Raw genomic sequence first — 13,851 nt, forward strand, 5'->3', positions numbered from 1 at the left:
TCACCGCGATGTTCTTGTACCAGGCGAACAGCGCGCTCACGGACTTCAGACGAAAACTGCTTGGACTTATTCATGGCTCCATTCTCTCAAAGGTTGGAGCCTCCACCAAACCCGGGGCGGTTCACCTCGTCTTCTGAAGCGAAGACACGAATGAGCGGAGGTGGGCCGTTGAAGATGGAGACGGTGTCGCGGCGGTCCTCCGTGTTGCCGTCCACGTCGGTGATCTCAGGTCCAAGCAGGCGGTCGGCCTGTTGGCGGATTTGGTGAGAGGTACGGTAGTTGATCCGGAGGTTGCGAGACCGGCCACGTATATCCACCCCCAAGGCCTTCCATGAAAAAGGCTGCTGGAATATCCGCTGGCCGAGGTCTCCTGCGAAAAACAGGGCATTGGGCCGATCCCCCCCTAAAGCAGCGAAGAAGCGCAACTGGGAAACACTGATGTCCTGCGCCTCGTCCACCACAGCAAAGTCATAAGGAGGATTCTTGCTGTCTGCCAATGCGGCAGCCAAAGCGGTGAATACAGCGGACTGGGTCATAAGCCCCTGTTCCTTCAAGCCGTTGCGGACCTGTTCGAAGATAGACCAGAGCAAGGCTCTCTGAGCCTCCGGCAGACGTGTCTTGCGTCCAAGCCTTACCACGTCACGATAGGATTCCCAGTCATCCAGTTGCCAGGCATCAACGATCTGCTCCCATTCGGTCATCAGGAAATGCAGGCTGAACTTATGTTCGCCAGCGGCTTGCAATGCAGCGCGTACCAGGTCCTTGATGTCTTCGCGTGTGGCTAGCTTGACGGGTTTGAAGTGGGCCTTGTAAAGGCGTAAGCCGAGGGCGTTTAGCGAGTGCACATCGAGACGCTCCGCAATGCGGGGCTCGTTGCCGACCAATCGCCTCAGCTTTTGTTGCAGGGCATGGGCCAGCGTGTCAGAAAAGGTCGTCAGCAATACGCGCGCATCTGGATTCGTGCGGGCCAGATGAACAGCGCGGTGAAGCGCCACAATCGTTTTGCCTGTTCCGGCAGAGCCGGAGACGCGCGCCGGTCCGCTGTAATCGCGATCCACCCATTGACGCTGCTCCGGGTGTAGAAAGACCGTCCACTTATCCCAAGGGGACTCCAGCGCACGCTCCAGCTCCTCGATATTGGACATGACGCGGAACCGGCGCTGAGCATCCGGGTGTTCAAAGGGATTGGTTATTGGAGCGGATGGCTGTGCGATCCGTGGCTTGCCGCCGGTGGCCAATTCGAGCAAGGCTTCGGCAGCTTCGGCGGGCAAGTGATCGGCCAGTTCCAGGATGCCGTCTTCATCGGCTCGCCGCACGTCTTCCAGCCACTCAGCAGGCACACCGTAGGTCAGCAATTCTTCGTCAGGCGTATCCGCAAACAAGGGAAGTTGCGGTTGAGCTGGGCTTTCCGTAAGCACGTAGACCGGCACCATGATTTCCTGCACGGTCTCGCGGATTTCGATGAGCTGGGCCGCTCCAGTCTTGGGATGGGTCTCCAACTTACGGCGTTCGGCCCAGTCATAAGCCTTGTCATGGTGATCGACGTAGCAGAGCACCAGATGGCCCGCTGTCATGTGAACAATGATGCGTATGTCCGCACTCACGCGCACAGACCAGAAGTTCTTGTCCCTGGCTTTGTCGAGCTTGTGGAAATTCATGCCGGGATTGGCCGGATTCATCTGCAAGTCGAAGGCGGTCGTTTTCACGGCCTTCTGTTCATCGCCGGTCAGACGGGCCAAGCTGTCGGTGAAGGTGTCGGCGATGAGGAATTGCATTACACCTGTACCTCGATAGTTGCCGCGATCTTGTTTGCCACTGCGGAGTAGAGTTCGACGTCCACCTGCGGTGCTCGAATCGAAACCACTAGGGTGTAGCGCGCTGTTCTATCGTAGCGTTCCAAACGAGGTCGCGTTTTCCACCAACCGAGTGCCGGATAGATGCCAATGACACCCCTACTTGCAAGGTCTGCTGCGGTTCCTTGCCATATATCAGAATGTAGAGAGCCCCTGTGGCGATTTTGCTTACCAATAATCCAACCGGGATCGTCGCCTCCGGTTAGGGTTTGCTCCTCTTCGTCACGGGCAGCGACATTGATTCTGGCGCGAAACTCAGGTTCAGTCTCAGAAGGGCGCTTCACATCAAAGCGCAAACCGTGAGACTCATAACGATAACGCGACGTGACTCCTCGCTCTGATGGATTGGGTTCGATGAAGTATGAAAGCGTGACCCGCATCTCGACCTGAGTTTCACCGAGCGCCTCCAGAGCCTCCAGCGGCCAAGGAAGTCGATGCAAGTTCATGTCACGAAGTGTTGGCTCCCTACCGTGATCGCGCTTAAATGGATGTACCCGATCTTCGCAAACCATCGTCAGCGAGTTCTCGACACTCCACAGTGCGCGATCAAGGTCCGGCACGCCGAATCCACAGTGGCGGACGAGAGTGACCATCTGTGCCTTCGTGGGACGTCTGTTCGCAGGCAAGAAAGTCTGTCGCATCGCCGGTGTCCACTCCGCTGAGTGAACTATCAAGGCGCGAATCGACTCTGGCCATAGCTGTGGATACTCCGCCATCAACTGCGCCGCCATCCGCGCCGCAAGGGCAGATGCTGCACTTGTCGCATTGGCGGTCGTGAACAGCCTCTCTTCGGGCTTCAAGTTAGCGGTGAGAAGGCTAAGGCTCGGCAGCCACACCGCTCCAATCTGGTCCTTGGCTGCATTCCCACCCTCAAACAAGACATCAGGCTTAAGTGGCCAATGGGACTGCCAAGTCAAAGACGTTGTGCTGAATGGACTGAGACCACCGTGAGGCGCAATCGGTTGATAGGCTCCCGCATCGGTCTCGGTGATTTGTATGAGTTCTGTGGCCGCACCTACCGTCAACGCGTTCCAAGCTTGCCCAGGGTCGTGTATCCCATCTGATGTGTTACTAGTGGGATACTCCGCCCATGCATTGGGATCGGCCACATTTCCCGCCGATATGACAAACAAGCGCGGTGTCCCACCTTGGTTCTCTGCATCGGCGGCGAGGCGATCTATTGTCGCGGACCATGCTGATGGTCGCCCGCGATCCCGATTGTCACGGGCAGTCACCGCCATGCTGAACACGCGACGGCGCTCCGACGAAGTGATTTCAGGTCTTGCGACCGCCTCCGTCGTCAGATACCCATGATGACGAGCATCACCTCCATTCGCACCGTCTTTCGGTAACAGCTTGACCGATTCAAGACGGTGGCCAATCTCAATAGGCTCTTGCGATGCAATTGCCTCTGTCAGATTTCCGGCCAGGGCCAATCCAGCCATCGCCGTGCCATGACCATCGCCATCCTCCGTCCCCCATCCCGGTTCAACGGTATGCAAATCTGCGCTGCCGAGCGCAGGGGTAATCAACGGGTGGCCATTATTAACGCCAGTATCAAACAGGCAGACATGCGGAACGTTGGCGTCTGCAGGGGGTGTGTTTAGTCGGTCAAGCAGATCATTCAACCACTCCGGTTGTTCCTCAGGCGGCAACGAATCGAAGAACTCTGCGGTCTCCTTAGCGCGTCGCAGCTCGGCAATGCTGTTGAGGGTCAGCATGGACTGCGTCATCTGTGCCGCCGACCCGTAGACGAGCAAAACAGTGCGTTCAGGGAATTGCAATTCACCAGGCGCGATCCGGAAATCCAGTCCACCAGCCAGCTCCTTGAAGCTGTCTGTCACAGCTCTACGATTAAGTCGTACTGGCAACCAGACTTCCCACCACAGTTCTTCTTCGTCCGACTGAGGAAAGGCGCCAGGATCGTCCGTCCACAACGCTTGTAGACTGGCCGCCCGAATTTCCTGGATCGCATTTAGAAGCTGTTTGTGATCCAGCGCCCGCCCACGGCTATCACGCCTCTCCGCAAGGTAGTCACGGACCAAAGCTTCAAAGTGTTCAAGCTTGCCATCTGGAACAAAGACGGTTGCCAATGTCCGCATGTCTTCGTGGCGTACATTTAGCAAGTCAATTCCAGAACGCTCCCTGGCCAGGGATTCGAAGGCCAGTTCGATATCAGGGAAACTCTCGAATTCCACCTGTAGGCCGAATCCTGCTTCAAGCCCTGCTGCCTCCTGCGCCACACGGGCGCTTTCGATTTGAGGCCTCAACGAGTGGATTTGATTCAGCAGACTGCCACCATGCTGCTGACGGTCGCGGTCAGGAATTTCTGGTGGCGTGATCGGGATGCCCCGTCGTGAGAACGGTTCCGTCTCAGCAGTCGCTTCCAGAATGAAGTGTCGTTTTCTCTGATCGTCCTGTTCTGGCATTCGACTCCCAGACCTCCCCAATTAGCGTAATTTTTCCTTCAGCTTGAGTGACATCCGCCGTCGTTCTTCCAATGTTCGGCGGATATCACACTCAGATATCTGGCTCCGCTGCTCGATCAGTGCATCCTTAAGCGCCTCATCACAGGCGCGCGCCACCTCAGCGTAGCTAAGGCCAATTGACTCGCTTGCCAAACGCTTCCATGACACCCCCTTGGCTGTCATATGGCCAAGCCTCGATTTCAAGACCGATGCAATCTGCCCCTCATTCGGTAGCTCATAATGCAACACGTCGTCAAAACGACGAAACAATGCATGATCGAGGATTTCTGGGTGATTGGTGGCGGCGACAATCAGACTGTGGGATTGATCCTGTTCGATCATTTGAAGGAAGCTATTCAGGATTCGCCTGATCTCCCCAACGTCGTTAGCAAGTCCCCTTTGCGAGCCGATAGCGTCAAACTCGTCAAAGAAGTAAACGCCGCGCGTTCTATCGGTCGATTCAAATACCTGACGCAACTTGGCCGCAGTTTCGCCCATGTATTTGGTTATGAGCCCATCAAGCCGTACCTGCAACAGTGGAAGACCCAGTTCACCAGCAAGCACCGACGCGGTCATCGTCTTGCCGGTACCTGGTGCACCCATGAGCAGCAGTTTTCGCCTTGGACTCAAACCATGCGCGAGGATTTGTGACGCCTGCCGCTGCTCCCTGATGATTCTCTTCAGTTGGTCAGACAGCACATCATCCAACACCATCTCCGAGAGACGCGCCTTGGGGTATGAAACGGTGAGCAGACCAGCCAGCTCGCCGCGCGGGCGGCTGATCGGTATAGGTTTTTCGCCGCCCTGCGGTGGCAGCCCTCGCCGTGCCTTGGCCTGATCTACCAACGCTCGCAGCTCTTCAGCGAGCTTGCCGTGGCCAAGCTTCGCTTCATGCGCCGCAAGCTGCATGGCTATGGAAAAGAACCGCTCATCGTCACCTTCCAGGTGCGACTTAAGGAGTGCCTTCAATTGGTCAGCGCTGGCCATGATTTCCTCCCGTGTTCCCACCGTATGTGCTCATGCTCGAAACACCTTCATGACCTCGTCGCCCAAGTGGTTGATAACCTTAACAGCTATCCTGCCCGACCTGGGTTTGTCAAATGGTCGTGAAGTGTCGCTGTTCAGGGTCGCCCAAGCCTCTTCGTTGATCTCAGCCTTCAATGTGGTCTTGAGTGCCTTGTAAGGATCGTTCTGGCCCAAGAAGTAGGCCTGGCGGACGAAGAAGCTTTCGCCGTTGTAGTCCGTGTCGATGAACCAGCAGGCGATGCCTTCGGCACCGTCGCTGCGGATGTCGCCGGTGCTGGGGTCGAAAACGTCCACGCCGTTGACCTTCACGCGGATGCGGCCATCGGCATCATCGAGAATATCGATGTCCGGCTCGCCGAAGATGACGAAGAGGTTGCCCTTGCCCGTGGATTTCAGTTCACCGGCCATGTGCAGGTCGGCATTCATGCGGGCCTTCAGGACCGGGATGCGGCCCAGCTTGTGGAACTCGCTGGCATGGGCCTCATAGTTGAAGGCACAGGCGATCAGTACATCAAATCCAGCATCCCCCGCTTCGCGGGCAGCTTCTACAAGATCGGGCCGGGAAACGGTGCCGAACTCGGGACCGATGAAGATGCCCGCGCGCTTTTCCGCATCGCCCTCCAAGTATTTCCCTTCGGCGCAGATGTAGGTGCCTGGCCAGCCGACGATGGAGGTGAAAGTGATCCGGTCCTCCTTGTGTGCCTGCTGTACGCCAGCGCTCTTGAGGTTTTCGAGGATCATCTGTTCGAAGCTCTGGCCAGCATCGTAGCTGGCACTGTCTTCGGCAACCTTGAGCGGATCGATCAGCTCGTCGTGCTCATCCACTCCCAGTACGCGGTGGGGGCTCAAGCTCTCGACGGTGAAGGGACCGGCGACGCGGACCTTCTTTTTGTCCTCATAGGGCTTGTCGTAGAGATATTCGAACTCGGCCTTGGCAGCGATGGATGAATCGATTTCCTTCTGCCGGGCGATGCGCTCCTGCCACCAATCGGCGTGAAGTTTCTTCGCTGCATCACTCCATTCGGCATCGGCATCGCGGGGGATTTCCCATTCCTGCCATTGCTTACCCAGGGCCTTGTTCAGTTGCTCACGAATCGGCTCCAGCCTCTCTTGAAACTTGTCCCAGATCACCTCTATCTCGGCGTTGTTTGCAATGGACTTCAGAGTGATATGGGGCACCCGTTCATATACGAAGCCATGCCGGATGTTGCCATAGGTGGGCCTTGAGGACGGGGCGCTGCGTGTTACCTCGGCCTCCTTGAGCTGTCCTTCGGGGCTGTCGGCGAGCAAGTAAAAGGGATAGCGCGCGCCCATGATGCGAGCACGAGCAAGAGCCAGCGCTACACGCGAGGTGTCGATGGTGATCCAGCGGCGGCCCCATTGCTCGGCGACGTAGGCGGTGGTGCCAGAGCCGCAAGTCGGGTCGACGACGAGGTCTCCGGGATCGGTTGCCATGAGGATGCAGCGTTGAATGATGCTCGTAGCTGTCTGGACTACATAGACCTTAGGATCATTTCTAGTTTGAATTCCGCCCGAAACATCATTCCAATTGTTCGTCGTGGAAAGTGCACCAAAATCGTCAAAATTCTTTCGGAAGCGGAGCTTTGACGCTGTTTTCAAAATCCGATCCGCCAATTGCACTCGCCTCATACCTGCTTCAGACGTCCGCCAACCACCCGCAGTCGGTCGGTACCCACGTCCTTCGTGGATGAATTCATAGATTGTGGTGGAAGACGCCGAACGCGACGTAAGCCCTTGGTCGGTAAAAAAGCGCCCGCCCTGCTCAACGATGTCGAAAAGTTCAGCCTCTGTCAGTCGCGACACATCTCTAACGCGCAAATCAGCAGCAAGAATCTTTGAATATCGAGTTGCACCAGATTCACCGCGCTCAAGAACCTTAAAAAGTTGGCGGCATTTGCCGGTTGCAGATTCCCTATCCTTCGCATACCAAACGATGTAGTTGTTAACGTTTTCTACGAATTGAGAACCGAGGCCAATGGATGTTGGGTAAGAGATTAGTGAGATTGCATTTGCATCACCAAAAATTTCATCCATCAGTGCTCTCACCCGGTGCACGTTTTCATCACCTATTTGCACGAAGATCGAGCCCGAGTCCGTCAACAAGTCCCGCGCTACGGTGAGCCGGTCGCGGAGATAAGTGAGATAAGAGTGAATGCCGTCCCGCCATGTGTCGCGGAAAGCCTTAACCTGTTCTGGCTCCCTGGTGATGTGTGCGGCGTTGCCGTCCTTTACATCGCGGCTGGTGGTTGACCACTGGAAATTGGAGTTGAATTTGATGCCATAGGGCGGATCGAAGTAGATGCACTGCACCTTGCCGCGCAAACCCTCGCGTTCAGCGAGGCTAGCCATAACCTGGAGTGAATCCCCAAGGATCAGGCGGTTCGACCAGTTCTGGTCGTGCTGATAGAACTCGGTCTTGTCGACGCCTTCGGGAACACCGTTGAAATCGGCAAAGAAATCAGTTTGGGGATCGGCCTGCTCTCGCGCCTTCGTCTCCCTGAGCAGGTCCTCGATCAGCACTTTTGGATGGACCTTTTCCTGGATATAGAGCGGCGGCGCATGGACGACGAGTTCAGACCAGTCCTGCTCGTCCTTGCCGCGCCAGACAAGCTGTGGGTCCAGGTCGGTATTGCGCGGGTAGCGCAGGGTTTTGGGTTGCTTCTGTTCCTGCTCCAACACGGACTGGTGCTCGGCGGTGGGGATGTTCTTGCGCTTGTCCTCCGTGTGGCGCAGGGATTCGACCGTCTTTTGTGATTGTGATGTCTTGGCCATAGTTACTTGCTCCCCTCCGCAGCCTTGGTCGCTGCGGCTTCGATCATCTTGTTGAACTCGTTTTCCACTTTCGCCTTGAAGTCGGATTCCATCAGGAATACGTCTGTGAACTCGGCAAAGGCCCAGCGACCATAGGTCTTGAGGTTGTTCACGCCGGGAATCCAGTAGGTCTCCATGGTGGATTTCTTTTCTTTGGCGTCTTCGCGGCGGTAGCCCTTGATCTCGACGACCAGATGCAGCAGGTCTTCGGGGCCGTGTCCGTCGTCCACCAAAACGATGAAATCGGGCAGATACTTGCGGACCTCGGAGCCGTAGCGATAGGGCACTTCAAGCCCCAGGTTATGGTTCTTGGTGTAGGCGACGACCTTGGGATGGGACTCGGCGATGCGACAAAACTCGCCCTCCCAATCGCTGTCCAGGATGACCCAGTTGACATGGTTTTTGATCGGCGGGCCGTTGGTTTCCCAACGGTCTGCACGGGATGTGGCAAAGCGGACGTGGCTCGTGGAGCCTGTTGGGTTATAGGCGTCCAGCAAGGCCTTGATGGGCCGCTGACCCTCCAGTGCGTTGGTGATTCCGGCGGTAATGCGGTTGCAGGCCATATCCGCGAGTTCCTGGTACATCAGCAAGCCCGGATAGGTTTCGCCTTTGCAGACGAGGCAGGTGTCCAGCCATTGCTTGGTGATGCGTTTGAGCTGGCCAAACAAATGGAGCTTTGGTTCTTCGCCAGGGTCACGGAACTTGGTGTACAGAAGATGCTTGGTCAGCTCGAACAGCAGGGAGGACTGGCGCATGTCCTCCAGATGGTCGAGCGTCATGTCCACGGCTTCGCCGATAATGCCCTGGTTGCGCGTGATGGACGGGCCGACCAGGTCGGGCGTCAGCTCCAGGACCGAATCATCGTTGAAGGTGGCGGTCAGGCGTTCCTCGGGCAGTTCCGCCCGATAGCCCTCGACACGCGGGAAGCGGATTTCAAGATGATCGCGCTCGGGCCGCATGGCTTTGACCTGGACCGTTTCGCGCGGCGGCTGGGGCGGGGCGATGACCGGCTTGGCCGTGAAGTCGAAGGGGACGCCGAAGATGTCGGCATACTCGGAATTGAAGAGGCCTTCTTCATTCAGGTCATAGGACTGGCGGCGCAGTGCCCGGCCAATGACCTGCTCGCAAAGGAGCTGGGTGCCGAAGGCGCGGATGCCTAGGATGTGGGTGACGTTGTTGGCATCCCAGCCTTCCGTGAGCATGGAAACGGATACCACGCAGCGGACATTGGCCCCGAGCTGCCCCGGCTTGCCAACGGTATTCATGACTTCGCGCAGCAGTTCTTGGTCCGTGATGTTATCGGCGGCGCGCGCATCGCCAGTCCGTTCGATGATGTCCCGGCGGAAGCGCTCGATCTCATCAGCCGCCATGGTGTGGAAGTTGTCGTCGAGGGCGTCTCCGGCTTCGAGCTGTTCGCTATCGATAAGCAGCGTGTTGGGATAGGGATGCGGATTCCCCGTCGTTTCGTCGAAGTTGCGGAACAGCGGGAGCATTCCGTTGTGGAAGATGGAGGAGCCATCTTCCTGCTTCTGATAGAAGCCCGAAACATAGTCATATACAAGTTTTGATATGGCTGTGTTCTGGCAAACCACAATGAAGCAAGGCGGGACCGGGATGCCTTTTTCCTGCCAGAGCTGGTGGGTCTTCTCGTAGTGACCGTAGAGCGCCTGAAGCGCTGTCTGGAGACGGGTGGGTAGTTTCAGCGGGTCGAGTACCGCGCCGCTGCCCCGCCCCTTCTTGGGCATGTCCTTGCGGATATGCTCCCAGAGGTTCCGGTAAACAGGCATTTCGTTGCCAGGGATGTTTTCGGCAACGGGCACGCGCGGCAACTTCACGATGCCGCACTCGATAGCATCCATGAGCGAGAAGTCACTCACGGTCCAGGGGAACAGCGTGCCCTCGGCATAGCCCGAACCACGCAGGAAGAAAGGGGTAGCGGAAAGGTCGATGACTCTTGCCAGGCCAAGCTTGCGGTTTACGGCTTCGAGACCGGAAATCCACATGCGCGCGGCTTCGTTGTTCTTCTCAGCCTCTTTCTTGTCCTCGCCTTTGAGGTCCTCCTCGTCCGGGTCGCTTGGCTTCTCGCGATAGCAGTGGTGCGCCTCGTCATTGAGGACCAGGATGTTTTTCATGCCCATGAGATCGGGCATGACCCGCTGGATCATCTGGCCTTCGGTCTCGGTGGTCTGTAGTTCGTCCCCGGTGCGCCCTTGCAGGAGCGCACGGCCTCCCTTGGAGATGTCTATGCGCTCACGAAGCTTGAATGCGTGATAGTTGGTGATGACGATCTTGGCCCGCTTGATGTCCTCAATGAGGTCATGGGGCACGAGCTCCCGATTGGCGTAGTAGCTGTCGGGGTCGTTTGGCTGTAGGACGCGAAGACGATCCTTGATCGTGAGGCCCGGTGCCACGATGAGAAACCCGCGCGTGAAGTGTTTACTCCCAGGGCGGCGAACGGCGTTGACCGTCTGCCAGGCGATCAGCATGGCCATCACGGTTGTCTTACCTGCACCGGTGGCAAGTTTCAGGGCGAGTCGTTCAATTTCAGGGTTGGAGTCGCGGTTGGCGTTGGCCAGAGCTTCCAGAATGCGTCTTCCGGCAGCGCTGCGGGATGCAGCTTCGGTAAGCCAGATGGCCGTCTCGGCGGCTTCTATCTGACAGAAAAAAGGCCGGACGCCTCCAAAACGGTGATGTCGCCAATGCTGAAGAAGTCTTGCGGTCTCGGGTGTAACCTGCCATTGGCTCGAGGGCAGAGTACGCCAAACATCCACGTGCTTACGGATGAGGTTGATCATCGAGTTCGGATCGTACTGCTGATTTTCCGAAGAAAGCCCCTTGCCCTCATCTAGGATCAGTTGCTGCTGAGCACCCTTACGTTTTTTTGGCCGGGGGATTGGTGTGATGAACTCTGCAGGACGACGGGTTTCGACGATTCCTTGGGTTGGCTGACCGGACGAGTCAAGCTCCCAATGACGGTGAGGATACTCGTAGGGAGAATTAAGGATGGGATGGTCGAAGAAGGGATTGGGTGTGCTCAACTACTATTACCTCCTACTTTCTCATCCCTGCTTGCCAAGGGTGGTTGCGGTCTTTGCGCCAAATTGGTCAGTCGCAGTTTTTTTGCAATGGCCGAAACCATCAGTGACTCACACTGAACAATAACAAATTTTTGAGCAACAGGGCACCTCAAGATGATTTACGCTGCCGAGGGACGAAAGGAAATCGTGTCCGTCACCGATGGTTTGCGCGAGTCGAAGACCTCCTGGCTCGAGGTACTGCGTGACCTGCGCGCCCGGGGCGTGCAGGAAGCTCCCCTGCTGGCCATCGGCGACGGGGCCTTGGGCTTCTGGTCGGCTTTGACCGAGGTCTATCCAGCTACCCGCCAGCAGCGCTGCTGGGTGCACAAGACCGCCAATGTCCTCAATGAATTTCCCAAGCGGCTACAGAGCAAAGCCAAGGCCGCCTTGCAGGACATCTGGATGGCGGAGACACGGGAAGCGGCAGAGCAGGCCTGGCAGGTCTTTGTGCGCAACTACCAGGCCAAGTACCCGAAGGCGGTAGAGAAGGTCCAGAAAGACCGCGACGTGCTCCTCACCTTCTATGACTTCCCGGCGGAGCACTGGCGCCACATCCGCAGTAGTAATGCCATCGAGTCGACCTTTGCCACCGTCCGCCAGCGGACCAGTCGTACCAAGAATTGCGTATCTCGCAGCAGTTTCTTGGGATTGAGCTTCAAACTCCTGCAGGCGGCTGAGAAGCGCTGGAAAGGGATTCAACACCCAGAGAGGCTCAGAGACCTCTTTGCCGGGGTGATATTTGTCGACGGGATACCGGCCAATGAGACCCAGCCGGATCCACAACAGGACGCCGCCTAAATCATGTTAGGAATCTCTAATATACCAGATTTGACTATAGCTCCTTTCCGAAACAGGGGAATCACATTGGTGGGCAATGACGGTTCCGCTGGTGAACACGCCGCAGCCGTCTCCACTTTCGGGGACAGGGGCACGGACAGATGAAGTCCGGCGGGGGCATCCGCCTCGGTGAGCGGGCGGCCATGCAGCAGGCGCGACACGTCATCCGCTTTCACATTGATGTACCGGTTGAGCTGCGAATAGGTTTTGTGCCCCGTAATCACCTTGAGCACAGGGAGATTCCCATTCAGCTCCAGGGTAAACCGGGTCGCCGCGGTGTGCCGCAGGTCGTGAATGTGGACATTCTTCACACCGGCACGCGCACAGGCCCGCTGCCAGGCGGCTTTGACCGCTTCATAGGTCACTGGAAAAATCACCCCCGCGTCATCGGGGATCCCCTCCCCCCGCAGCATCTGCAGCACCTGGATCGCCCCCGGATTCAGCGGAACATCACGCGCACCGGCCTTTGCGTCACGAAGCTTCAGCAGGCAACGCGCCCAGTCGATGTCTCCCCAGCGGGCATGCAGCAGCGGCTCGGAGACGCGCATGGCGGTCTCCAGCAGCAGCGCCAGCAGGGGAGGGACATAAGGATTCCGGCAATCCTCCAGAGCCTCGCAGATCTGCCGCCATTCCGCGTTGGTCAGTACCCGGTCCCGGGCGTTCTGGACGCCGGGGAGTTTGAGGCCCGTCGCCGGGTTGCGCACCGGCTCGGGCCAGTTCCAGCTCTGCCGGGCGTAGTTGAACAGGCGGCGCAGCAACGACCGCTCCAGCGACAGGGTGGCCGCCTGGTAGCCTTCCCGGCCCATCGTATCGAGCAGCTCCTGCAATTGATAGGGCAGTATCTGCGCCATGGTGGTTCGGGCCAACTGCTTGCGGATGCGGTCCGTTCCGGTGCTTCGCGCCGCCTGCCGGGCGCGGTGCGCGTGCAGTCCCTGGGGAATGGAGCGGGACTTGTGGACCGGATCCAGTTGTACCGACCAGTGGACGGTACGGGCGGTAGGCAAAGGTTCTGACGGCGCGGGCGGGGCAACGCGAACCGTTTCCAGCCCCGCTTCCCGGAGATACCGGTTGACGCGGCTGGCATCCTGGCGCGCGCCTTTCATGAAAGGGAAGCGCTCCAGGGCATAGGTCTGCAGTGCCTGGCCCAGCGTCGCCTGGAAGGGGCCAGCATGCGCAGGTTTGCCGGCCGCGCAGAGGGTGTGTTTCAGCCGGTCATGCTCCCGGCGCGCGGTCTCGGCCGTCGCGAAACCCGTGCGGTAGAGATCCTGGCCCTGCACCCGCAGCCGGAAGGACCAGAGATGTCCTTCCCGATAGGGTTTAGCCATGGGGGCCTCCCCCCGTCTCCTGCTCCCGGTCGGAACGGGAACGCCCAGGGCGCGCAGAAAGGTCCAGAAAATGGGTGAGGGGAAAAGGGTACGGCATGGCAGCTCCTCGCAAGGGGAGCTGCGTATAGCAACCGGACTCGCATTTTCTGCCCGTCCGCCGACGCAGGGAGGCGCAGGGGGACGAAACCGGGATTTTTCCCGACTGTCAGAAAAGTGTCAGAAAACGGCAGAGCTTCCGGGAGAGGCATCCGGAAAATCCCGGCAAATCCGTCGGTTGGAATGGTGCCCAGGGGCGGAATCGAACCACCGACACGAGGATTTTCAGTCCTCTGCTCTACCGACTGAGCTACCTGGGCGAGAAGCGCACATTTAAGCGGCCCGGCCGCCGGAAGTCAAGGCCGGAAGCCGATTTTGCCGGGGTCCGATTCACTCC

The 13,851-nt window shown here is 58.0% G+C and carries 5 protein-coding genes, 1 tRNA gene and 2 pseudogenes; 1 reads left to right on the forward strand and 7 read right to left on the reverse strand.

The features are described 5' to 3' along the window. Window positions 1–128 precede the first annotated feature (128 nt). From ACYCUK_RS20165 to ACYCUK_RS20185, 5 genes and pseudogenes are all read right to left on the reverse strand, one after another. A pseudogene (locus tag ACYCUK_RS20165) lies at window positions 129–1,775 on the reverse strand (UvrD-helicase domain-containing protein); the annotation flags it as partial. Further along, window positions 1,775–4,282 (reverse strand): S8 family peptidase, encoded by a 2,508-nt coding sequence (locus ACYCUK_RS20170; RefSeq protein ID WP_461596437.1) that lies wholly within the window; start codon window positions 4,280–4,282, stop codon window positions 1,775–1,777. The gene ACYCUK_RS20170 and the pseudogene ACYCUK_RS20165, both read right to left, overlap by 1 nt. A gap of 21 nt (window positions 4,283–4,303) precedes the next feature. Continuing rightward, complete coding sequence (locus ACYCUK_RS20175) at window positions 4,304–5,308, reverse strand: AAA family ATPase (RefSeq protein ID WP_461596438.1); 1,005 nt, start codon at window positions 5,306–5,308, stop codon at window positions 4,304–4,306. Window positions 5,309–5,338: 30 nt separating this feature from the next. After that, on the reverse strand, window positions 5,339–8,140 hold the full coding sequence (locus ACYCUK_RS20180; protein ID WP_461596439.1) for a site-specific DNA-methyltransferase: 2,802 nt from the start codon (window positions 8,138–8,140) through the stop codon (window positions 5,339–5,341). A 2-nt stretch (window positions 8,141–8,142) separates the two neighbouring features. Further along, entirely contained in the window at window positions 8,143–11,217 is a 3,075-nt protein-coding gene (locus ACYCUK_RS20185) for a BPTD_3080 family restriction endonuclease (RefSeq protein ID WP_461596440.1), read from the reverse strand. A gap of 165 nt (window positions 11,218–11,382) precedes the next feature. Between ACYCUK_RS20185 and ACYCUK_RS20190 the strand changes: the two are divergent. After that, window positions 11,383–12,054, forward strand: a pseudogene (locus tag ACYCUK_RS20190) (IS256 family transposase); the annotation flags it as partial. Here ACYCUK_RS20190 and ACYCUK_RS20195 read toward each other — a convergent pair. After that, window positions 12,051–13,418, reverse strand: coding sequence for a tyrosine-type recombinase/integrase (locus ACYCUK_RS20195; RefSeq protein ID WP_461596441.1), 1,368 nt, complete (start codon window positions 13,416–13,418; stop codon window positions 12,051–12,053). The pseudogene ACYCUK_RS20190 and the gene ACYCUK_RS20195 overlap by 4 nt on opposite strands. A gap of 280 nt (window positions 13,419–13,698) precedes the next feature. After that, a tRNA-Phe gene (locus tag ACYCUK_RS20200) sits at window positions 13,699–13,774 on the reverse strand. Between the last annotated feature and the right edge of the window lie 77 nt (window positions 13,775–13,851).

Source organism: Thiomonas sp. (assembly GCF_054608695.1).

Bases quoted from the DNA above. Each gene is read 5' to 3' on its own strand.
- ACYCUK_RS20170 (WP_461596437.1), bottom strand. From the start codon at position 4,282: ATGCCAGAACAGGACGATCAGAGAAAACGACACTTCATTCTGGAAGCG.
- ACYCUK_RS20175 (WP_461596438.1), bottom strand. From the start codon at position 5,308: ATGGCCAGCGCTGACCAATTGAAGGCACTCCTTAAGTCGCACCTGGAA.
- ACYCUK_RS20180 (WP_461596439.1), bottom strand. From the start codon at position 8,140: ATGGCCAAGACATCACAATCACAAAAGACGGTCGAATCCCTGCGCCAC.
- ACYCUK_RS20195 (WP_461596441.1), bottom strand. From the start codon at position 13,418: ATGGCTAAACCCTATCGGGAAGGACATCTCTGGTCCTTCCGGCTGCGG.